This window comes from Pseudomonas idahonensis, assembly GCF_037903935.1.
Taxonomy (GTDB): domain Bacteria; phylum Pseudomonadota; class Gammaproteobacteria; order Pseudomonadales; family Pseudomonadaceae; genus Aquipseudomonas; species Aquipseudomonas danubii.
In genome coordinates this window covers 1,202,449-1,224,402 of the sequence record NZ_CP149586.1, presented here as the reverse complement: position 1 = coordinate 1,224,402, position 21,954 = coordinate 1,202,449, and the positions used below count along the sequence as shown (strand labels likewise).

General features: G+C 62.4%; 14 protein-coding genes. 3 read left to right on the top strand and 11 right to left on the bottom strand.

The window, feature by feature from the left end; all coding sequences use genetic code 11:
* Positions 1-4 precede the first annotated feature (4 nt).
* From WIN67_RS05500 to WIN67_RS05475, 6 genes are all read right to left on the bottom strand, one after another.
* A complete protein-coding gene (locus tag WIN67_RS05500; protein WP_102878510.1) occupies positions 5-694 on the bottom strand; it encodes a phospholipase D-like domain-containing protein in 690 nt (229 codons plus the stop codon).
* Between the two features lie 39 nt (positions 695-733).
* On the bottom strand, positions 734-5,878 hold the full coding sequence (locus WIN67_RS05495) for a DNA repair ATPase (RefSeq protein ID WP_339070735.1): 5,145 nt from the start codon (positions 5,876-5,878) through the stop codon (positions 734-736).
* A gap of 192 nt (positions 5,879-6,070) precedes the next feature.
* Positions 6,071-8,146 (bottom strand): flotillin family protein, encoded by a 2,076-nt coding sequence (locus WIN67_RS05490; RefSeq protein ID WP_102861315.1) that lies wholly within the window; start codon positions 8,144-8,146, stop codon positions 6,071-6,073.
* A gap of 36 nt (positions 8,147-8,182) precedes the next feature.
* Positions 8,183-8,824, bottom strand: a complete 642-nt coding sequence (locus WIN67_RS05485) for a hypothetical protein (protein ID WP_339070734.1) — start codon at positions 8,822-8,824, stop codon at positions 8,183-8,185.
* A 66-nt stretch (positions 8,825-8,890) separates the two neighbouring features.
* On the bottom strand, positions 8,891-9,586 hold the full coding sequence (locus WIN67_RS05480; RefSeq protein ID WP_102861313.1) for a PspA/IM30 family protein: 696 nt from the start codon (positions 9,584-9,586) through the stop codon (positions 8,891-8,893).
* A gap of 15 nt (positions 9,587-9,601) precedes the next feature.
* Positions 9,602-10,222 (bottom strand): YjfI family protein, encoded by a 621-nt coding sequence (locus tag WIN67_RS05475; protein WP_102878507.1) that lies wholly within the window; start codon positions 10,220-10,222, stop codon positions 9,602-9,604.
* Between the two features lie 318 nt (positions 10,223-10,540).
* On the opposite strand from WIN67_RS05475, the gene WIN67_RS05470 reads away from it, so the two are divergent.
* Together WIN67_RS05470 and WIN67_RS05465 are read left to right on the top strand one after the other, a co-directional pair.
* Positions 10,541-11,740: a CaiB/BaiF CoA transferase family protein gene (locus WIN67_RS05470; protein ID WP_102861311.1), complete on the top strand. Its 1,200-nt coding sequence runs from the start codon at positions 10,541-10,543 to the stop codon at positions 11,738-11,740.
* Positions 11,741-11,816: 76 nt separating this feature from the next.
* Complete coding sequence (locus WIN67_RS05465; protein ID WP_372820911.1) at positions 11,817-12,668, top strand: TIGR02285 family protein; 852 nt, start codon at positions 11,817-11,819, stop codon at positions 12,666-12,668.
* Between the two features lie 168 nt (positions 12,669-12,836).
* Here the strand turns inward: WIN67_RS05465 and WIN67_RS05460 are convergent, their stop codons facing one another.
* Positions 12,837-13,124, bottom strand: a complete 288-nt coding sequence (locus tag WIN67_RS05460; RefSeq protein ID WP_102861309.1) for a DUF3509 domain-containing protein — start codon at positions 13,122-13,124, stop codon at positions 12,837-12,839.
* Positions 13,125-13,342: 218 nt separating this feature from the next.
* Here WIN67_RS05460 and WIN67_RS05455 point away from each other — a divergent pair, with 218 nt between their 5' ends.
* The gene (locus WIN67_RS05455; protein ID WP_180988524.1) at positions 13,343-13,996 is read left to right on the top strand and encodes a response regulator transcription factor; all 654 of its coding nucleotides are present in this window, start codon (positions 13,343-13,345) and stop codon (positions 13,994-13,996) included.
* An 18-nt stretch (positions 13,997-14,014) separates the two neighbouring features.
* Here the strand turns inward: WIN67_RS05455 and WIN67_RS05450 are convergent, their stop codons facing one another.
* The 4 genes from WIN67_RS05450 to WIN67_RS05435 form a co-directional block, all read right to left on the bottom strand.
* Positions 14,015-15,280 carry an EAL domain-containing response regulator gene (locus tag WIN67_RS05450; RefSeq protein WP_102878504.1) on the bottom strand — a complete coding sequence of 422 codons (1,266 nt, stop codon included), beginning with the start codon at positions 15,278-15,280 and terminating at the stop codon, positions 14,015-14,017.
* Between the two features lie 90 nt (positions 15,281-15,370).
* Positions 15,371-18,985 (bottom strand): ATP-binding protein, encoded by a 3,615-nt coding sequence (locus tag WIN67_RS05445; RefSeq protein WP_268561134.1) that lies wholly within the window; start codon positions 18,983-18,985, stop codon positions 15,371-15,373.
* Positions 18,986-19,076: 91 nt separating this feature from the next.
* On the bottom strand, positions 19,077-20,486 hold the full coding sequence (gene thrC / locus WIN67_RS05440) for a threonine synthase (RefSeq protein WP_102878502.1): 1,410 nt from the start codon (positions 20,484-20,486) through the stop codon (positions 19,077-19,079).
* 107 nt (positions 20,487-20,593) lie between these two features.
* A complete protein-coding gene (locus WIN67_RS05435; RefSeq protein ID WP_060842565.1) occupies positions 20,594-21,898 on the bottom strand; it encodes a homoserine dehydrogenase in 1,305 nt (434 codons plus the stop codon).
* Between the last annotated feature and the right edge of the window lie 56 nt (positions 21,899-21,954).

Here is a 21,954-nt window from a genome sequence, read left to right as displayed (position 1 = left end):
CGCCTTAACGCGGCGCGTAGCGGGCCCAGAGTTCGTTGAACTCCTTGAGGTAACTGACCACCAGTTGCGGGTGATCGATCACCAGCAGATTTTCCTCGTTGCCGGTGGTGGCGCTGCGGGTCCAGTTGAAGCTGCCGTTGAGCAAGGTTCGGCCATCGAACACGGCGAACTTGTGGTGCATGTGGAACGGCGTGTCGTCGATCCGCACCGGCACCCCGGCCTCGCGTAGCACGGCGATATCGCTGCCGACATCGAACTGCTTTTCACTGTCGCTGATCACCCGCACGGCCACGCCGCGCTGGTGGCAGGCGCGGATTTCGTCGCTCAGTTGATCGTCGGAAATGGTGAACACGCAGATATCCACCGAGATCCGGGCCTGGCGGCACAGGTCGCGGATCTTGCGTCGGCAGTCTTCACCGGGGCTGAAGTGGGCGCTGGCCATGTCGCGCACCGGGGCGCTGTTGGCGTCCAGGGTCTTGACCACCTGCTCCAGCCATTTCAACGCCGGCAACACATTGGCGCTGTCCGCCAGGCTCAGTTCCCGTACCAGATCGAAAGCCCGATTGCGCAGGTAACGCACTTGATCGGCACTGAGTTCGCTGCCCAGTTGGCGCAGCTCGTCCCGCTCTTCGTTGCTCAGTTTCAGGTCCTGCAGGCTGTCGCGCAACTGCTGGTCCAGGTGGGCAAAATCCATGTTGTGATCCTTGGCTGTTCGCCGGCAAGCCGGCTCCTACTATTGGGAGTCCTTGAGGGTGGGCACATCGCCGTGGCTGAGCATGCGGCTCAGTTCGTCCACACGCGTGGCGATGTCACCGATGCGCTGGTGGCTGTGCAGATCGACGTCGATCTTCTTGTGCATGACCTTGATCAGCGGCAGGAAGCTGTTCTCCAGATGCTCGGAGAGGTTTTCCAGCACCGCGCGCAGGTCATGCTGCTGCGCGGGCCGGGCCAGGCCGCGTACGCCTTCCACCAGATCGTTGAGCTGGGCCACGACCCGGGTGCCGACATCGCTGTCGCTGCCGCCCATGGAGCGGTTACGCACGAAGTCGCGCTTGATCTGGGTCCAGCGTTCGCTCTGCTCCGGGGTCTGGTTACCGCGCAGTTCGGCGAGCTTGAGCAGGTTTTCCTCGGCGCCAGTGGTCAGCAACTGGGATTCGCCCTGGTAGTGGTCGGCCAAGAGTTGCAGGAGCTCGGCATCGTTCATCACCGCCGAGATCTTCTCGGCCATCTTGTTCATGTTGCGGTAGCTGCCCTGCAGCTTGAACGGTGGCTCGCTGCGGTACTGGTCGGCCTGGGCAGCGCTGGCGATGTACTGCTGGTTGACCCGCAGCACCACGTCGCGCACCTGCATCAGGCGTTGCAGGGTGGTGGTGATTTCGTTGATCTCGGCGCCGCTGTAGCTGTGGCTCAGTTCGTTGCTGGAGAAGGCCTTGCCTTCGGCCTTGGCGACGAAGCGGTAGACGTCGGCCATGTCGCGGGTGGCCAGGGGCGCCAGCACCGGGTTGGAAGTCAGGCCGTTCTCGATGTAACTCAGGGCGAAGGCTTCCTGCATGCCACCCAAGGTATCGCCGAGGTTATAGATATCGGCCCGGTTGGCCAGCATGTCAGGGATCTTGAACACCTCGCCGGACTCGGTGTACGGGTTGCCCGACATCACCACGCAGAACTTCTTGCCGCGCATGTCGTAGGTCTTGGTGCGGCCTTTCCATACGCCTTCGATGCGCCGGGTGCCGTCGCACAGCGAGATGAATTTCTGCAGGAATTCCGGGTGGGTGTGCTGGATGTCGTCGACATAGAGCATCACGTTGTTGCCCATCTCCAGGGCCAGGTTGAGTTTCTCCAGTTCCTGGCGCGAAGTAGCGTCCGGTGCCTGGGCCGGGTCCAGGGAACGCACCTGGTGACCCAGGGCCGGGCCGTTGATCTTCATGAAGATCAGGCCCAGGCGGTGCGCCACGTATTCCATCAGGGTGGTCTTGCCGTAGCCCGGTGGCGAAATCAGCATTAACAGGCCCATCAGGTCGGTGCGCTTGTTCTCGCCCACGGTGCCCATCTGCTTGGCCAGGTTGTCGCCGATAAAGCCCAGGTACACATCGTTGATCAGCTTGTTGCGCACGAACGAGCTCAGCGGCCGCGGCTTGAATTCGCTCAGGCGCAGGGCCGAGCGCTCACGGTTGATGATGCCCTGGCGCAGCGCCTGGTAGCGCTGCAGGCCGGGTAGGAACTGTTCGCGGTGGGCCCGCAGGCGAGCGAAGAAACCATCCACGGTGAGTGACAGGCTGCGCTCCTGGATGCGCGGGTGTTCGCCCATCAGGTTGTCGACCTTGAACCGCAGGTCGACTTCAGTGATGCGTTTGGCAAAGTCTTCCCGCAGCAGCGACAGGGCCACCGCCTCGGGCACGTAGTCGGCCCACTCGGCGAACTCGCCCTCGGCGCACAGGGCCGAGAGCCAGTTCTCGGTCAATGCCCACTGAGCAGCAGGCCGCTCCACCAGCCGCGCCAGGGCCTGCTGGTAGTCGTCCCACATCCGCGCGCCCTGCAGACGCAAGGTCAGGGCTTCCTGTAGTTGCTTGGCGTATTTGCTGAAGGTGAATTCGATGCGTTCTGCGGCCAGTTCCTGAACCAGGTACTCGGCGGCCTCCGGCAACAGCTCGGCGGCCAGGGTGAAGGCGTGCTGCTGATGCCAGTCACTCAGTGCCGCGAGGATTTCCTCCTGCAACTGCAGCAAGCCTTCACGACGCCCGAACAGCTGCTGAATATGCCGGCTGGTGCGCGCCCGCTCGACCCATTGCTGCGGTTGCGGCTGGTGCTGCTGGCGGCCCCAGAACAGCGTGGCGAAGGCCCGCGCCGCCGCGCCGAAGCGCAGCAGGCCGGCGCTGTCGCGCAGCGGTAGCAGTTGCAACAGGATCACCGCCGCATCGTGATCGTGAATACCCTTTTCGTAGCCTTCCTTGTAGCGCGGCGCGGCGAAGTCGCGGATCACCCGCGCCAATTCCTCAGGCTGCGCCAGCAAGGGTTTCAGGCTTTCCAGGCTCAGCCCTTCCACGCCCCGGTCGGCAGCGTCCAGCACTTGCCCGGCCAGGTACTCGGCGCGGTACAGCTGGGCCGATTCCGACTCCAGGGCCACCTGCCAGAAGTCGCGCAGGGCTTCCAGCTCGGGGTCGCGCAGAGGTTCGAGGAAATCCGTGCCGGTGAGGTGCAGGTGCAGTTCGTCGCCCCGGGGCATCAGGGTCAGGTCCAGCTCCTGGGTGTTGACGCTGAAACGGTGGCGCGGCCCCAGCTTGATGACGTTGCCGCCCTCTTCGAACAGCTCGGTCTTGTCGCGCAGGGCCCGTACGGCCTGATCCCGGGCGCCCTTGAGGCGTGACTCGACGTCGTCAGCCTTGACGCTGTCCTTGAGCTCGCGCAGGCGCTCGGCCAGCTCCCGCAGCTTGAGGATCAGCGGGTCGGCGGCGAAGAACGCATTGAGCTCCTCGGCCTGGGTGAACTTGGCGGTGCGCCGGCCGAGGCTGTCGAGAATCCGCCGCGCCGCATCCAACAGGCCCTGGGCCTTGCGCTGGCGCTCATCGAGCAGCGATTGCTTGTGGGCCTCGAAGGTTTCCAGCAACTCCTCGCGCTTGCCGAGGATGTCGCCGAGGAATTGTTCGTGATCGCCGAAGCGGCTTTCCAGTTCCTCAAGCTGCACCAGCAGCCGCGACAGCTGCTCGTCGCAACGCTCGGGGTCCTGGGCCTGGGCCAGGGCGTTGGTGATGCCCTGGCTGAAGAGTTTGAACTGGGCCCCGAACTGGGCCACGGTTTCGGTCGAGCCCAGGCCCTTGCGCCGCTGTTCGGCGCGGGCCTTGGCCTGGTTCAGGCGGGCGTAGATCTGCGAGATGGATTCGATGATCCGGGTGCGCTGGGTGGCGTCGTCGATCTGCAGCGAGGCCATCAGGCTCGACAGCATGTCCAGGTCGCCAGCCATGGCTTGCAGAGCGCCCAGGGGCTCGCTGAGCTGGGCCACGGTTTCGGCTTTCTGCGCCTGGGCGTCGAGGGTTTCCAGCTGAGTGACGAAGGGTTGCAGAGCCTGGTCGCTGGCAAGGAAGGTCGCGGTGCCGGCGGCGGTGCGTTCCTGGGCCTTGAGCAAATCGGCTTCCATGGCGTCGATGCGCGCCACGTCGATGTAGCGGTAGTCGCGAATGGTCAGCAGCAGACCGCGCTGGGCGGTGATGCCGTTGAGTGCATCGACAAAGCTCTGCACCTGATCCCAGCTGTCCACCAGCAGGCTGTCGAGCAGGGTTTTCTGCTTGGCCTCAGCGGCCACCATGGCCTGGTCCGACTGACGGCGGATGCTTTCGACTTTCTCGTACTCATCCAGCACCAGCTCAGAGGTGGAAGCCACCTCGCGCAGCAGCGGCGCCAACCCGTCAAGTTCGGCACTGCCCAACCAGTGGTACACATCGAACAGGCGCCGGGTGTTCTGGCACAGCAACGAATAACGCTGCACCGACACCGCCGGGGTGTCGATCTCGCGGCACAGATCGTAGAGATCGGAGACGCTACGCACCAGTTCGGCATTGCCAATGCGCCCCAGGAAACCGCTGCGGGTCGGTTGCCGCGCGGCGTATTCCTCGGTGAAGAACGGCGTCTGCCAGATCTGCATCGGATGCACCCGGGTCGGCTCTTCGCCCTCAGCGGCGAAGATCACCATGCGCCCGTCTTCCAGGCGTGCGTAGCCGTGGCCGAACAGCGGGTTCTGCAACTGGCGGTTGATCATGTTGTAGGTCAGCAGCACCGAGCGTCCCTGCTCCGGGTGGTAGAAGATGTACTGCACATCTTCACCGTTGGGCGAGCGCACCGAGCGCTTGAAGCGCATGCCTTCCATGGACTGTTCGAAGGTCTTGTACTCGCCGCTTTGCAGGTAGTAACCGCCGGGGAAGATGATCCCGTGGTCTTCCGGCAACTGCACGCAGGCCAGGCCGATGGCGTCGATGCGCTCCACCTGGCGAGTCAGGCTGTTGAACACCAGGTAGCGCCACTGCTCTTCGCGGTACGGCAGGACCTTGAGCAGGATCAGGCTGCCCAGGCGGGCGAATTCGATCTGCGAGTCGTCCAGGGACTGGGTCTTGTCCAGCACCTCTTCGCGGTAGATGCCCAGACCCGACTCGGTGTTGTTCTCGACCTTGATGGTCAGGTCGCCGCCGATGGTTTCGACGAACACCGTGTCGAGGATGTTCAGGTGCGGGAAGCGGCCTTCGACCACCATCTCGCGGGTGGCCTTCTTCCATTCGAAATCGAAGGGCGCCGGCAGGGCGATATCCCGCTCGCCGCGGTTGTCGATGTAACGGACATCCCGTCCGTCCACCGAGATCGACCAGCGGAACACCCGCACATCGGTGACGCGCTCGCCAATCTGGAAACTCGCCAGCAGCTTGCCGTCACGGATCGCCAGTTGCAGCAGGCGGGTGTTCTTGTAATAGGTGTAGAGCTCGTTGAAATCATTGAGGAAGCCCTGGGCAGAAAGGAAGCTGCCTTCCAGGGGCACGGGCTCGGCTTCGTAGCCTTCGCCCTCTTCCACCAGACGGTAGAGGGAAAACACGTCGGCGACGCTGGTTTCCTTCTTCAGGCCGATAAATACGTTGTAGCCGAACAACAGGCAGTCGCCGACCTGGACGATGTCCCGGGCGATGCAGTTGTTCTCGGTACGGATGCGCACCCGCCCGACCACTTCCATGCGGCTGTTGCCGAACTCGTCGAGACGCCTCTGGTTGAGGTCGTCGGTGGTGGCCCGCAGGCGCTGGCCCTGGTCCAGCAGGCGCTTGTGCAGCACCTCATAGGCGCCGCCTTCGGCGACGGCCTTGTCCAATACGTCCTGCGGGGGAGTTGCGACTTGAGCGTCCGACATCGTGGCCTTCCTGGATCTACGGCGGTGTGCAAAAAAAGCGGGCTCCTCAAACCTGGAGCCCGGTACCCGACACAAGGCCAGTAGCCGCTGCCGCGGGCTGCGTGCTTGAGGGCCCGAAGGCCCTCAAGGGCTGCGCCTCCTACGGAGTCGGTCGCAGCCTTCGGCAGCGGCTACAGGTGTGTCAGGTGTGGGTCAGGCTTCGGCAGACGGCGCCTCGGCCTTGCGCGAGACGGCAGCGGCTGCCAGTTCAGCGGCAACGGCCGGGGCACCCTTGCCGTTGAGCAGGCGTGCCAGGACGTCCTGGACTACCGGGCTCTTGCCCACCACGCCCTCGATGGCCTTGCCCACCGACAGCGATTTGGCGAAGGAATTGAAGAAGTCGCCTTCGCCGCCGACGATTTCGATCTTGGCCTTGCTGAGGGCGGCGGACAGCACTTCGGCCTGGTCCTTGGCGATGTCCTTGTTGGCGGCGATGGCGGCCATCGCTTCCTCGAAGTTCTTCTCCAGTTGCATGCGGAACTCTTCGTGCTGGCGAGCGCTGTCGCTGAGGGAATCCAGGGCACCGAACTTCTTGCCCAGGCCTTCGGCTTCGGCGTTCAGGCGCTGCAGCAGCACTTCGGCTTCGGCCGAACCCAGGTCCTTGGTGGCCTTGGCCTTGGCCGCGCCCAGTTGCTCTTCGCCACGGGCTTGAGCACCGAGCTTCTCTTCCATGACCTTGGCTTCCGCCAGGCCGTCCTTCTCTTTGGCAGCCGCCTGGGCTTCCATGACGCGGGCGTCGGCCAGGCCTTTTTCCTGCTCGCCGCGAGCTTCGGCAATCAGCTGCTCGGTGCGTACGCGGGCTTGAGCCAGGCCTTCTTTTTCCTGGGCCGCTGCGGTGATTTCCAGCACGCGGGCATCGGCCAGACCAGGCGCGGCGCGCTCGGCTTCCAGGCCTTCGGCCAGGCGCTTCTTGGCTTCGGCCTGTTTAGCCGCCGCTTCCAGTTCGGCCTGGGCCAGGTTGTTGATCTCCACGGCCTTGTGCTTGGAGCGAGTCTCGTCGGCTTCGGCCTGTTTGACCTGACGCACCAGATCCTGCTCGGCTTCGGCCTGGGCCTGGATCACCACCACTTGCTTGGCGCGTTCGGCTTCGGAAATTTCGCGCACCTCCTTGATCCGCTCTTCTTCCTGGGCCACGGTCTTCTCGACCGCTACCCGCTCACGAATCACGGTGGCGATGTTCTTGCGCTGCTCTTCCAGAGCCTTTTCTTTCTCGATGCGCTGCAGTTCCACTTCACGCTCACGGGCCACTACTTCCAGGTCCTTGGCGCGGGTGACTTTCTCCACTTCGATGACCACCGCACGCTGACGGTTCTGCTGGGCCACTTCGACTTCGCGCTGATGGTTCTCGGTGCGCACGTCGATTTCCTGCTGCGACTGAATGCGTGCTTGCTCGGCTTTCAGGCGCTCTTCTTCCTTGACCTTGGCGGTCTCGGCTTCCTCGCGGGCGCGGATGGTTTCGATCTCGCGCTTCTGCCGCGCTTCGGCGTCGGCCTGCTGGCGTTCGAGGGACAGCGAGGCTTCGCGGGTCTCGACGTTCTTCTTCTGGATCGCCAGTTCCTGGTTGCGCTCCAGTTCGTTGGTGATGACGTTCTGCGCCGCGGTCAGCTCGGTGATCTTGCGGATACCTTCGGCGTCGAGGATGTTGCTCGGGTCCAGGGAGTGCTTGGCGGTCTGCTCCAGGTAGTCGATGGCCACGTCTTCCAGCACGTAGCCGTTGAGGTCGTTGCCGATGATCTCGATGATGCGGTCGCGGAAGTCCTGGCGGTTCTCGAACAACTGGACGAAGTCGAACTGCTTGCCCACGGTCTTCAGCGCTTCGGAGAACTTGGCGTTGAACAGCTCGTTGACCGCGGCGCGGTCGGAGGCACGGTCGACACCGATGGCCTTGGCCACCTTGAGCACGTCTTCCTGGGTTTCATTGACCCGCAGGTAGAAGGCCACGGTGATGTCGGCGCGCATGTTGTCGCGGCAGATCAGACCATCCTTGGCCCGACGGTCGACTTCCAGGGTGATCAGCGAGATCCGCATGAACTCCTTGAGGTGGATGACCGGGTACACCAGGGCGCCGGTGAAGTGCACCTTGGGCGTCGAGGACATGTCGTTGACGATCAGCGCCGTGCCTTGGGGGACCTTGATATAGAAGGCCTTGAACAGGGCCAGCAGGCCGAAGACCACCAGAACGACGAGGCCGATCCCGAGCAGGATGGGCAGCAGCGACGGTAAATTCATGCAATCAATCTCCTTTGATTCTGAGGAAGCCCGGGCTCAGAGGCCGCGAAACTCGTCCTCGGTAATGACCCGATAGGCGTGTTGCGCCTCCAGATACTCCAGTAACACGACGCGATCGCCGCGTTTGAAAGCTCGCGCCTCATCGGCACGCACACGCAGGATCAGGCCCGCGCCGCCGTTCTCGAGCACGGCTTCGCCGTGTTCCAGGGTGACTCTGCCGCTACGCACCACAGCCGTCTGCCCCAGCACCGACTGGCTGCTGGTGGCTTCCATCTTGTGAAACAGCGGACGCAGCGGGCTGCAGATGGCCGCGCTGATGGGCGCCGCCAGGAACAGTGCAAGCACTGCCAGCAACAGGCCCAGGGGATAACGCAGCCAACCCAGGGGCAGGTGGCTGAGAACATAGAGTTCGGCGAAATAGGTCAGGAACCAGCTGAAGAACATCAGCAGGGTCAGCACCAGGGTGACCGGCACCCCGTTGAGCTTGAACTTGATCAGCAGCCCGGCCAGGCCTTCAGTGGCATGGCCGCCTTCGAGCAGCGAATCAGCCTCGAAGTCCAGCAGATCGACCTCGAGCATGCCCATGGCCACCACGGCCCAGTAGATCACCGCCAGGCAGAGCATGAAGCTGAACAGCACTGTGGGGAACGACAACACTGTCTGCAGGAAGATTTCCATTGCTTTCCTATCCCTGAAAAAGCCGGGCAAGGCCCATCGGCCCCGCCCCTACAACACAACGATGAATCAGGACTTGTTGCGATCCTTGAGGCGCGCCAGCACGCTGTCGGCGCTGGTGCTGCCGGCGACGATCCCGGCCTCGCGCAACTTGGCGTCCAGGGCATCGTCGGGGTTGCTGGTGCTGGCCAGCTCCGCTGCGGCTTCCATCTTCGCCGCACGCTCGGCCTGCTTCTGCTTGATCCGCTCCAGGGACTCCACCGCGGTGTGCAGCTTGCTCTGCGAGCCGCCGTAGCGCTGGGCCACGGCCTGCTGAGCCTTCTGCACGCTCTCGGTGGCCTTGACGGTATCCACCTGTTGTTTCAGATGTTTGATATTGCCTTCAGCCTGGGTCACGGCCTTGCGCAACTGGGCCACGCTGGCGGCAAAGCCATCGGCCTGCTCGCGCTCGACCGCCAGGTCATTTTCCAGATTGGCGATCTTCTGCGCCACTTCCTGGGCAAGATTTTCATTACCCGCCTCCAGGGCCTTGAGGGCGTAGCTTTCATACTCGGCGATCTTCGCCGCGCTGCCGTTGGCGCGCTCGGCGGCGAGTTTCTGCCGGGCCATGATCTCGGCCAGGGCTTCCTTGGACTTGCGCAGTTCCTGGTCGGCGTCGCGGATTTCCTGATCCAGAATCCTCAGGGCCTGGCTGTCCACCATGGCTTCGCCCGCCTCATTGGCGCCACCGCGCAGGGCGGTAAGCAACTTGCTCCATACGTTCATGTGCATTCCTCCAGGTCAGGCCTGAGCCTTCAGGTAGCCTTCATAGGCCTCGGTAGCCCTGATCACGTTGCTGGCCAGGGTTTCGATCTCGTAAAGCACGTTGGAGAGGATCGAGGTGGCGCTGAGCGCACCGAACATCATGTAGAAGCGCTCGCCGCCCAAGCCGGTTTCCAGACCGATGCTCGACAGCGGGAACAACTGGCGGCTGAGCAGCACTTCTTCATTGAAGGCTTGCACATCGGTGACTTCGCTTTGCGGCCAGAGCAGGGCTTCGACCAGGATCTGCTCGCCGGACAGGGCGACAAACAGCGGCAGGTCGCCGTATTCGCGCATGGTCACGTGCAAGCTCGGTTCGGCGCCTTCAAGCAGTTCAATGCTGGCTTCGCCGCTGCTGAACAACTCGGTGGCCATCAGGGCCTGGCACAGCGATCGGGCATTCCAGATCTGCGGCATGCTCATTTCTCCATCCTTTTCCACAGGAGCCAGCCCCTCGGAGGGCTGACGCAGTTTGCGTTCAACCGCCAGCAACGCCTGGGCGTTCTCGGGCAGTATCCAGACTTCCTTTTTCACCAAGCCCTGATCACGCAGGCGCTGGCGGAATAAACGTTGGTAATGGGCTGAGGATTTGTTTTCCATGGCGCACAGACTAGAGCATCACATGTAAGACTTTCAATTCATCACATGTAATTTTTTAAAGGGGCATTTGTAACAATAGTTTTCTATCGACCAGCTCGGAACAAAACGTCGAACCTGTCACGGGGCATAGACCAGATCGAAGGATTTGCAACCGCCCTTCTCATGAAAGGCGCCATTAAACCCGCCACCCCAGAGAATGAGAAGCACAATTATCCCGCCATCGACCTGCAAATAATGAATGAAGGCCACCGTCCAGCGCTGCCTTAATGGCAACCAATGGTCTAGGCTAGGCGGATTTTCCTGCCCAGCGGATGCCCCATGAACAGCCTCAGCAAGCCCCTCGCCGGATTGAAAGTGATCGAACTCGGCACCCTGATCGCCGGCCCCTTCGCCTCGCGTATCTGCGCCGAGTTCGGTGCCGAGGTGATCAAGGTCGAGTCTCCGGACGGCGGCGATCCGCTGCGCAAGTGGCGCAAGCTGTATGAAGGCACTTCGCTGTGGTGGTTCGTCCAGGCCCGCAACAAGAAATCCCTGACCCTGAACCTCAAGCATCCCGAAGGCCTGGCGGTGCTCAAGCAACTGCTGGCCGAAGCCGACATCCTGATCGAAAACTTTCGCCCCGGGGTCCTGGAAAAGCTCGGCCTGGGCTGGGACGTGCTGCACGCCCTCAACCCCAAACTGGTGATGGTGCGCCTGTCGGGCTTCGGCCAGACCGGCCCGATGAAGGACCAGCCGGGCTTCGGTGCGGTGGGCGAATCCATGGGCGGCCTGCGCTATATCACCGGCTTCGAGGATCGTCCGCCGGTACGCACCGGGATTTCCATTGGCGACTCCATCGCGGCCCTGTGGGGCGTGATCGGCGCGCTGATGGCCCTGCGTCATCGCGAGGTCAACGGCGGCCAGGGGCAAGTGGTGGACGTGGCGCTGTACGAGGCGATCTTCGCCATGATGGAAAGCATGGTTCCGGAGTTCGATGTGTTCGGTTTTATCCGCGAGCGCAGCGGCAACATCATGCCCGGCATCACCCCGTCTTCGATCCACACCAGCGCCGATGGCAAGCATGTGCAAATCGGCGCCAATGGCGATGCGATCTTCAAGCGCTTCATGCTGCTTATCGGTCGCGACGACCTGGCCAACGATCCCGCCCTGGCCAGCAACGACGGACGCGATACCCGCCGCGATGAACTCTATGGCGTGATCGACCGCTGGGTGGCCTCCCTGCCCCTGGACCAGGTACTGCAGCAGCTGAATCAGGCTGACGTCCCGGCGAGCCGCATCTTCAGCGCCGAGGACATGTTCCACGACCCGCAGTTCCTCGCTCGGGAAATGTTCCTCCAGGCCAAACTGCCCGACGGCAAGCCCTTCAAGATGCCCGGCATCGTGCCGAAACTCTCTGAGACGCCCGGCTCCGCGGACTGGGTCGGCCCCGAGCTCGGCGAGCATTCGACAGAAGTCCTGGCGAGCCTGGGCTACAGCAGCGAACAGATCCAACACTTGCGCAACTCTGGGGCGATCTAAGCTGAAAAACCGGTTTTCCATCAGCGCCCTGTCCGGCGCCCATCCACCCTTCCCACGCCGTCGCCTTAGGTGCTGCGTGACGTTTCTGCTCGCCCTGCTGTGGCTGCCGAACGCCTTCAGCGAACCCAAGGAGACGCTGTTCTGGCTGCTGCGAGACCTGCCGCCACTGAGCATTTTCGAGGGCGAGCAGAAAGGACAAGGGGTTATCGACCTGCTGATGCCGCAACTGATCGCCAGCCTGCCGGAGTACCAACAACAGATAGTGCGGGTCAATCGCGCCCGGGGCATGCAGATGCTGCGCGAGCCGACCTTCGTCTGCGACCCGTCGCTGATCATGAACAAGGAACGCGAACAGTGGGTGACCTTCTCCATCACCAGCTTCCGGGTCCTGAGCAATGGCCTGGTGATCCGCCGCGCCGACCATGAACACCTGACCCCGTTCGTCCGGGAGGGCAAGGTCGATCTGCGCGCCCTGCTCGCCAGCGGCCAGGAAAAAGTCGGAGTGGTTGCCGAGCGCAGCTATGGCCAGCAAGTCGATAACCTGCTGCATGCAGCCCCCGCGGACTCGGTCAATGCCCACCACGGCAACGACGCCCTGGGCAGCCTGTTGCAGATGCAGCGCCTGGGGCGCCTGCGTTTGTTGCTGGGCTACTGGCCGGAGATTCGCTACCAGGCAATGCAGCAAGGCATGGACCCGCAGGAGCTGGAGTTCTACCCGATCCAGGGCACCCAGCAGTATCAGGAGATCCATATCGGCTGCAGCAAGACCGCCCAAGGGCGACAAGCCATAGCCCGGATCAACCAGGCCCTGCTCAAGCTGCGTGAAGATCGTCTGGTTGAGCTGTACGCCGCCTGGCTGGAGCCCGAGATGCGCGACCCATACCGTGCCGACGCCCGGGCCTATTTCCGCGATCTGCACGACCACTGACAAATCCCGGGCAAAAAGAAACCCCGAGAAGTGGGGAGACGACTCGGGGTTAAACGCGGTCTTTGACGACCGGTATCAGCCGGCTACAAGCACCGGAGCACAATGCCTGATCCTGCTGATACTGAGTCTGACTGACCGGGTGACAGGAAGGTTCCGCAAAAATTTGCATCAGTTGCGCTGATCGAACACCTTGCCTTCAGCTGCATGGCGCAACGCGGCGATCACACAGGGTTCCAGCCGGCCTTCGGCGATCAGCACGTCACGGTGCAGACCATCGACTACGTCGGTAAGCAGGCGCTTGTCGGTGAGCTGGGCCTGATTGACCTCACGCTCCAAGACCATGGCGCCAGCCGCGTTCTTCAGGGTCACCAGGCATTCGCCATGGCCGCCGCAAGGCGTCAGTGTGACCTGGTACGGACTCAGCGACTCGCTCAACAAAAGACTGATACTTTCCATCTAGATCACCACTCAATAGCTCGAATTAGAGGTTCGAAAACAAAAATGCCGGTAGTTTTCTGACATTCAAGTGACCATCGCTCAGAGAAGAAAGTTCGCCACACCTACTGCTGCCGACCTGAGTCATTCGAGCATGCACGGGTAACATGACAGATATAAAACGGCCGACCAGGCGCAAACCACGCCGCCGTTGCATTGGAGCCCAAGCTTTGAAAGCAATGTCGAACAACAAATTGCGCATCATCCTTGCCGACGATCACCCGATCTTCCTGATTGGCTTGCGTGCCGTGCTGGAGCAGGACGACAGCCTGGCCATTGTCGGTGAAGCCCGCTCGCCTTCCGCCCTGAGCCAACTGATGCAGGAAGTCGAGTGCGACGTGCTGGTAACGGATTTCATGATGCCCGAGGAGCAGCAGAACGACGGCCTGCGCCTGATCGAGCAATTGCGCCGGCATCATCCCGACCTGCCCATCGTGGTGGTGACCATGCTCAATCACGCCGGGCTGTTTCGCTCGATCCTCGACCTGGGGGTGATGGGGTTGCTGAGCAAGGCCAGCCTGGCCGATGAACTGCCGTCAGCGATTGCCCATGCGCGACAGCACAAACGCTATGTGGCCCAGGCCATCAAGCGGGCATTGAGCCTTGCCGGTGAAGTGGGACCGGATCGACTGGTCTCCAAGGATCAGTTGTCGCCCCGGGAACTGGAAGTGATCCGCCTGCTGGCCGCCGGCCATGCGGTGGGAACCATCGCCACTCAGCTCAACCGCAGCAAACAGACGGTCAGCGCGCAGAAAGTCAGCGCCATGCGCAAACTGGGCCTGGCCAGCGAAGCCGCGCTGTACATCTATGTCCAGGAACACGGGCTGTCTTAGGCGCCACGGGCAGCGACCTTAAGCACACAAACCGGCGGCCTGCCCATCCAGGCCGTTGCTGCCCACGCCTGGGGTCTCGGCCAGCCATTGGCGCATCTGGGCGGCACTCATCGGCGGGGCGATGAAACAACCCTGCAGATGAGCCGCCCCCAGGCCCCTGGCCGCCACACAGTCGGACTCGGTCTCGATACCGGTCACCACCACCCCCAGGGACATGCGTCGCGCCATGTTCATCGCACCGCCGACCAGCGCCCGCTTGCGCTCATCCGCGGCCATGCCGGCGACAAACACCGGAGGGATCTTCAGCTCGGTGAACGGCAACTCCAGCAAGCGCTGCAGGCTGGTTCCTCCGGTGCCGAAATCGCCGATGGACAACTTGCAACCAATCATCCGCAGGCGCAGCAGCGCCTCCACATGGGCGGTATCGGTCTGCAGTTGCGTGGTGTCGATGACTTCCAGGGTCAGCATCCGGGCCGGCACTTCGAAGCGCCTCAGCAACGCCTCCAACTGACGGGGGAACAACGGCCGCTCAAGGATGCCGGTGGGAATGTTCACGGCAACCGGCAGCCAGTAGCCCAGCACCAGTTTCACCCCGGCCACCAGTTCCAGTGCCTGCTCCAGCATGTGCCAGGTGAAGACCTCTTGCAGGCCAGCGAACTCGATCAGCGGAAGAAATTCGCCAGGCATCAGCAGACCCCGCTCGGGATGCTGCCAGCGCGCTAGCGCCTCGACACCTTGAAGCTCGCCATGCTCATGGATGACCGGCTGAAAATGCGCAACCCCACAACCCAGCACCGCCGCCAGCCCCTCATCCTGAGTCACGTCCTCGAAGACAAAGGGCTCAAGGCCCAGCAAGTCCCGGAGCAATGTCTGGTTCAATTCGGGGCCGGCTGCCCTGGCGTGCTGTTGATAGGCACAGAGCAAGTCGCCGAGCACCGCAGCCGAAGCCGGCTTGGGCAGGCATGCGAGCACTTTCAAGCCCAGCTCGCGAGCCATGCCGGCTGTACCTTCCAGGACATCCGGCTCTGCGTCGCTGAGAATGATCAGGGCCTTGGCCAGTTGCTGCTGGGCCAGTTCGCGGATCAACTCCAGGCCATCGGTCTGCTCCAGGTACAGATCGCAGATGGCGATATCCACCGGCCCCTTGCTGTCCAGCGAGCGCCGCGCGGACTCCTGGTTCTCGGCGGTCAGCACGTTGAAGACACCATTGGCGTTGAGCATCTGGTGCAAGGCCATCAATTGGAACGAGTTGTCTTCGAGAATCAGCACTTTTAGCGAATGCATGGGGGCAACCTCCGATCGGCGCAGGTGGGAACAGTCCACTACGGGCCGACACGGTAATCAGACAAGTCCTAATCACACATAGGACAAGTCTTATTCGTCCAGAGCCATCTGAATATCGCTGCGCAAAATCCCCATGACCTCAAGCAGCAGCGGCCATTGACGGCCCAGCGCCTGCTCCTGACGCTCCTTGACCAGCACCTCCAGCTCGATACAGGCCTTGGCCAGGGGCAAGGCGTCGATCAGGCAGCACACACCCTTGAGCCGATGCAAGGTGCCTCTCAGGCGCTCCCAATCCAGCACCGCCAAAGCCTCTTCCAGTGCTTGCTGCTCTTGGGCAAGGTTGCGCAACAGCTCCTGCAACATGCGCTGCAACACGTGTTCGTCGGCCTGGGTCATGCCGCGCAAGGTCTGGATGTTGAAGGATGGCGACGGCAGGAAACGGGCCAGAGACTGGGCCAACTGATCCAGGGTCACCGGCTTGACCAGCAACTGATCCATGCCGGCGCGCTCACAACGCTCGCGCTCGTCTTCGAACGCGTTGGCCGTGCAGCCGATCACCGGGCAGGGCGAACGCCCTTCCTGCGACTCGATCTGGCGGATGGCCTCGGTCAGGGCGTAGCCACTCATGCCCGGCATGTTGCAATCGGTCATCAGCACATCAAAGGTCCCGGAGCGCCAGCGCTGCAACGCCTCACGGGCGTTGTCACAGGCCACGACCCGATGCCCGAGAAACATCAGCTGCTGGCTCAGGACCATGCGGTTGGCGCTCAAGTCATCCACCACCAGCACTTCGATGCTGCGGCTCGGCGGACGCTCGGCAGGCGGCGAGACTTGCGGATCGAGATCCTCGCTGACCCGCTCCAGATACAGCTCGATGACAACAACGGTTCCGGCTCCTGGCTCACTCAGCAGGTGAATGCGCCCGCCCATCAACTCGATCAACTGCCGGCAGATGCTCAGACCCAGCCCGGTGCCGCCATAGGTTGAAGAGGTCATGGCATCGGCCTGGACAAAGGGCGTGAATATCCTCGCTTGCTGCTCGGCACTGATTCCCGGGCCGGTATCCGCGACGCTGATACGCAGACACGGAATACCGGACTCATCCGGCTGGCGCTCTACCGTCACCCGCACTTCACCTTCAGCGGTGAACTTCAAGGCGTTGCTCAACAGGTTGTGCAGCACCTGGCGCAAGCGCAACGGATCAAAGAGATAACGCCCCCGGGCTTCCTCGTGGAAGACCAGTTGCAAATGCACGCCCTGGTTGCGCGCAGTCACCTCGAAGAGCTGCCGGACGCTGTCGAAAAAGGGCTTGAGGGCGGTGACCTGCGGCACCAGCTGCATATGGCCGGCCTCGATCTTGGCCAGATCAAGACTGTCCCCCATCAGGCTGATCAACTCCTGGGCAGACTGATAAGCCACCCGCAGAGCCTCGGAAAAAGGCGCGCCACGCACCCTGGCCTGCTCTTTCTCCAGTTCCAGCAAGCCAACGATGGCGGTCATCGGCGTGCGGATCTCATGACTCATGGTGGAGAGAAAAGCGCTCTTGGCGGCATTGGCCTGGTCGGCGGACTGACGCGCCTCCACCAATTGGTTCTCCAGACGCTTGCGCTCGGTGATATCGATCCAGCCACCCAGCAAGCCCTGCAGACGGCCCTCGGCACTGTAGAACGGCACCGTCCATTGATAGGCGTGGATCGATCCGTTGCGCGTCTGCACCTGGCGGTCGGCGAATACCGACTCCTCGGACGCCAGCAACTGCATGATCTCGCCATGCAGCTGGCGCGCGGTGGCTGCAGGCAGCAGATCCAGCTCTGTCAGTTGTCGCCCCTGAATCTGTTCCAGGCTCGTCCCCAACTGCTGCTCATAACTCTTGTTGCAGGTGATCAGGCGCCCTTGCAGATCACGGACAAAGATCGGGTTGGGAATGCCGTCAAGCAGGGCCCGCATAAACACCAATTGATCGTTGAGCCGTTGCTCGGCTTGCAATCGCTGCTGAATCTGCAGTTTGAGCCGACTGCTCCAGGCCAGGGAAATCAGACCGAACAGCAGCGCGGTGGAAATGGCCCAGTACACCCAGGTCGGCACCCGCTGCCAGACCGGCATCGGCACCGGCGTGGCCCCCAGCCACTTGAGACGGATGGCGCTAAGCTCCGCCACGGGCAGCGCCTCCAGCGACTTGTTGAGGATACTCAGCAGCTCGGGTTGATCCTTGCGCACGGAAAACTCGTCGGCCGACCAGGTACCTTCGACGCTGCGTCCCACCCGCAACCCATCGTCAGCGGGCCCCAACCCCAGCGCCTGGACCTGGACCTCGTTCTGAATGGTGGCCATGGCTTCACCACTGCTGACCAGAGCCCGGGCTTCCTCATAGCTGGCAACGCTGCGCAGCCGAATGTCGGGATAGTAGCGCCGGATGTAGCTCTCAAGGGTATGCCGCGCCGGCAACGCCAGGACCTCACCGGCCATCTGCTCCAGGCTGCTCAGGCGGCGATCCTCGGGACGCACGACAAAGACCCAGGCGGCACCACCGAAGGCATGGGAGAAATTCAGGAACAACCGCCGGTCCTCACTGGCCGTGAGGGTAGAAGTCATCTGCGCCTGCCCACTCTCCAGCCACTCAAGGGTCTGTGCTGTGGAAAGGCTCTCCTTGTGCACAAAATGCAGGCCGGTCATGCGCGAGATACGGTTGAGCAAATCGATATTCAGGCCGGCCCAGCGCCCTTCCTTGTCCTTGAACACATGGGGCGGATATTGCTGGGAGGCGACCATGACATGGGGATGCTGGAGAATCCAGGCCTGCTCCTCGGCGCTGAGCTCAATGCGCTCACCGGAAATATTCGCCCCCAGACCGGTGGTCCAGCGGGCCTGTATTTCCCGTTGCAGGGATTCGTCGATGCTCTGCAGCGCCTGCTCCAGCATGCCTGCCAGCAACGCATTGTCGTCACGAGTGGCAAAGGCGAAACCAGTCGGTGGCAAGCGGCTTTCATCCTGGATGTGCACCGCCAGATAAGGGCGCAGGGCCTTGTACGCGCGCACGATGACCTCATTACCAATGAAGGCGTCGGCATCGCCCTGATTCAATGCCTCCAAGCCGCTGTAGAGGTTAGGCGAAAGCATGATCTGACTATTCGGATAGGCCGCATGAACCTGCTCGGCGTTGGCATAGCCATCCAACAACACCAGCTTCTTGCCGGCCAGATCACCACTGGGGCTCGACCCGTCACGGCGAACCACCACCACGGCCCTATCGGGCATGTAATCGCTGGTGAAGCGCAGCCCCGAGAGGCCGCGCTCATAGCCATTGGCGCTGGTCAGCACATCGATGGTGCCGTTGCGCAGCGCTTCAACCGCCTGCTCGCGCTCGGAAAACCCCAGGACTTCCATTGTCACGTCCAATCGCTCGCCCACCAAACCGAGGTAATCGGCGCTGATGCCCTGATAGCGATTGCGGTCACGGGTGATGTCGATGGGCTGGTAGTCATCAATGGCGATCCCCACCCTCAGGCGTGGATGCGTCGCCAGCCATTGCTGTTCGGCAGGCGCCAGGGCCAGAGGCTGCAGATCGGCGAACGCCGGCACCAGTTTGAAGGGCAGGTTCTTCACCGTGCCGGCCAGCGCGACACCCCAGAGCACGGCCCAGGCCAGCAGGCCCGCCAGTAGCAGGCCCAGGACGCGCCCTACCCTGTACGTTTGTCGAAGCATCATCCGGGCCTCCCTGCCCCTGGCGGGCCAAGCTTGCGCATGAAAAAACAAAGCCCGTCAGGAGACGGGCTTCGTGGACGACAAGACCAAGGGATCAGAGTGGCTTGCCACGATTGCCGTGCTGGCTGACAAAAGCCTGCACCGCTTTCAGGTCATTGGCCAGGACCGTGCAGCGTTCTTCGCGCTGGAACAGGTCGGACAAGTGCGCCGGCAGTTCCAGAGCCTTGCCGACACCGGCCTTCTCCACCGCGTCCGGGAACTTGACCGGGTGCGCCGTGCCCAGGATCACCATCGGTGTATCCAGGCTGCGACGGCACTCACGGGCGGCCTTGACGCCAATCGCGGTATGCGGGTCGAGCACCTCGCCGGTCTGCTCGAAGACTTCGGCGATGGTTTCGCAGGTCTGCTCGTCGTTCACCGCCAGGGAGTCGAACAGCTTGCGCGCTTCGGTCCAGCGATCTTCTTCGACGCTGAAACCGCCGCCTTGCTTGAAGCTCTCCATCAACCCCGCCAGCGCCGCACCATTGCGACCGTGCAGGTCGAACAGCAGGCGTTCGAAGTTCGACGAGACCATGATGTCCATGGACGGCGACAGGGTCGCGTGCAGGGTTTCCTTGACGTACTGATTGCCGCTCATGAAGCGGTGCAGGATGTCGTTGCGGTTGGTGGCGACGATCAGCTGGCTGATGGGCAGGCCCATGTTGCGTGCCAGGTAGCCGGCGAAGATATCGCCGAAGTTGCCGGTGGGCACCGAGAACGCGATGGAGCGTGCCGGACCGCCCAACTGCAGGGCCGCGTGGAAGTAGTAGACGATCTGGGCCATGATCCGCGCCCAGTTGATCGAGTTCACCGCCACCAGACGGGTGCCCTTGAGGAAGCCCTGGTCGGCGAAGCTGGCCTTGACCATTTCCTGGCAGTCGTCGAAGTTGCCTTCGATGGCGATGTTGTGGATGTTCTCGCCGAAGATGGTGGTCATTTGCCGGCGCTGCACTTCCGAGACACGGTTGTGCGGATGCAGGATGAAGATGTCGACGTTGTCGCAACGCTTGCAGCCTTCGATGGCCGCCGAACCGGTGTCACCGGAAGTGGCACCAATGATCACCACGCGCTCGCCACGCTTCTCCAGCACGTAGTCCAGCAGGCGACCCAGCAGTTGCAGGGCGAAGTCCTTGAACGCCAGGGTCGGGCCATGGAACAGCTCCAGCACCCACTCATTGCCGTTCAGCTGACGCAGCGGGGCAATGGCGTTGTGAGAGAAGGCCGCGTAGGTTTCTTCCAGGATCTTCTTGAAGTCGGCATCCGGAATGCTGCCGGTGACGAACGGGCGCATGACCCGGAACGCCAGCTCGTGATACGGCAGACCGGCCCAGGAAGCGATTTCTTCCTGGGTAAAGCGCGGCAGGTTCTCCGGCACATAGAGACCGCCATCACTGGCCAGACCGGCCAGCAGCACATCTTCGAAATTCAGGGCCGGTGCCTGGCCACGAGTACTGATATAGCGCATGGGGACAAACCTTCGGTTTGAGCCTCAAGCCGCAAGCTTCAAGCCTCAAGTCAAAGCACATCAGCTTCTGACTTGGCGCTTGCCGCTCGCCACTTGCGGCTGCTTCATTAATTCAAATGTTCGACGCGGATACGGACCACTGGGCCGACAACGCCCTGCAGGGCCTCCAGCGCGGTAATCGCATCGTTGATGTGCTGCTCCAGAACGCGGTGGGTCAGCAGGATCATCGGCACCAGGCCATCCTGTTCTTCCACTTCCTTCTGCATGATCGATTCGATGTTGATGCCGCGCTCGGAAAGAATGCTCGCCACCTGGGCCAGTACGCCCGGGTGATCCTTGGCCTGGATGCGCAGGTAGTAGGCACTCTCGCAGGACTCGATCGGCAGGATCGGGTGATCGGACAGGGAATCAGGCTGGAAGGCCAGGTGCGGCACGCGGTTTTCCGGATCGCTGGTCATGGCGCGAACCACGTCCACCAGATCGGCCACTACCGAGGAAGCGGTCGGCTCCATGCCGGCGCCAGCGCCGTAGAACAGGGTCGAACCGGCAGCGTCGCCATTGACCATCACCGCGTTCATCACGCCGTTGACGTTGGCGATCAGGCGGTCAGCCGGGATCAGGGTCGGGTGCACTCGCAGCTCGATGCCCGCCTCGGTGCGGCGCGCCACACCCAGGTGCTTGATGCGGTAGCCCAGGGCTTCGGCGTAGTTCACGTCAGCCGTGGTCAGCTTGGTGATGCCTTCGGTGTAGGCCTTGTCGAACTGCAGCGGGATACCAAAGGCGATGGACGCCAGGATGGTCAGCTTGTGCGCGGCGTCGATACCTTCAACGTCGAAGGTCGGATCGGCTTCGGCATAACCCAGGGCCTGGGCTTCAGCCAGCACGTCTTCGAAGGTACGGCCCTTCTCGCGCATTTCCGAGAGGATGAAGTTGCCGGTGCCGTTGATGATGCCCGCCAGCCAGTTGATGCGGTTGGCCGAGAGCCCTTCGCGGATTGCCTTGATCACCGGAATGCCACCGGCCACGGCAGCTTCGAAGGCCACGATCACGCCCTTCTCCTGGGCCTTGGCGAAAATCTCGTTACCGTGGACGGCAATCAGCGCCTTGTTCGCGGTAACCACATGCTTGCCATTCTCGATGGCCTTGAGTACCAACTCACGGGCCACGGTATAGCCGCCCACCAGCTCGATAACGATATCGATTTCAGGGTTGGTGGCCACGGCGAAGACATCGTTGGTAATCGCAATACCGGTCGTCTGGAACTGAGGCTTTGGCGTACGGGTAGCAATTTGCGCTACTTCGATTCCACGCCCGGCACGGCGGGCAATCTCCTCGGCGTTGCGCTGAAGTACGTTTAGGGTACCGCCACCGACAGTACCCAGCCCACAGATGCCTACTTTGACCGGATTCACTCTGAACTCCCCATAAAACGGCCGACTCAAGGCCGGCCGTGGAAAACAGCCGCAAA

What these genes read in the sequence shown, in the direction of transcription:
- WIN67_RS05500 (WP_102878510.1), bottom strand. Translation starts at nt 694, where the DNA reads ATGGATTTTGCCCACCTGGACCAGCAGTTGCGCGACAGCCTGCAGGAC.
- WIN67_RS05495 (WP_339070735.1), bottom strand. Translation starts at nt 5,878, where the DNA reads ATGTCGGACGCTCAAGTCGCAACTCCCCCGCAGGACGTATTGGACAAG.
- WIN67_RS05490 (WP_102861315.1), bottom strand. Translation starts at nt 8,146, where the DNA reads ATGAATTTACCGTCGCTGCTGCCCATCCTGCTCGGGATCGGCCTCGTC.
- WIN67_RS05485 (WP_339070734.1), bottom strand. Translation starts at nt 8,824, where the DNA reads ATGGAAATCTTCCTGCAGACAGTGTTGTCGTTCCCCACAGTGCTGTTC.
- WIN67_RS05480 (WP_102861313.1), bottom strand. Translation starts at nt 9,586, where the DNA reads ATGAACGTATGGAGCAAGTTGCTTACCGCCCTGCGCGGTGGCGCCAAT.
- WIN67_RS05475 (WP_102878507.1), bottom strand. Translation starts at nt 10,222, where the DNA reads ATGGAAAACAAATCCTCAGCCCATTACCAACGTTTATTCCGCCAGCGC.
- WIN67_RS05470 (WP_102861311.1), top strand. Translation starts at nt 10,541, where the DNA reads ATGAACAGCCTCAGCAAGCCCCTCGCCGGATTGAAAGTGATCGAACTC.
- WIN67_RS05460 (WP_102861309.1), bottom strand. Translation starts at nt 13,124, where the DNA reads ATGGAAAGTATCAGTCTTTTGTTGAGCGAGTCGCTGAGTCCGTACCAG.
- WIN67_RS05455 (WP_180988524.1), top strand. Translation starts at nt 13,343, where the DNA reads ATGTCGAACAACAAATTGCGCATCATCCTTGCCGACGATCACCCGATC.
- WIN67_RS05450 (WP_102878504.1), bottom strand. Translation starts at nt 15,280, where the DNA reads ATGCATTCGCTAAAAGTGCTGATTCTCGAAGACAACTCGTTCCAATTG.
- WIN67_RS05445 (WP_268561134.1), bottom strand. Translation starts at nt 18,985, where the DNA reads ATGATGCTTCGACAAACGTACAGGGTAGGGCGCGTCCTGGGCCTGCTA.
- thrC (WP_102878502.1), bottom strand. Translation starts at nt 20,486, where the DNA reads ATGCGCTATATCAGTACTCGTGGCCAGGCACCGGCCCTGAATTTCGAA.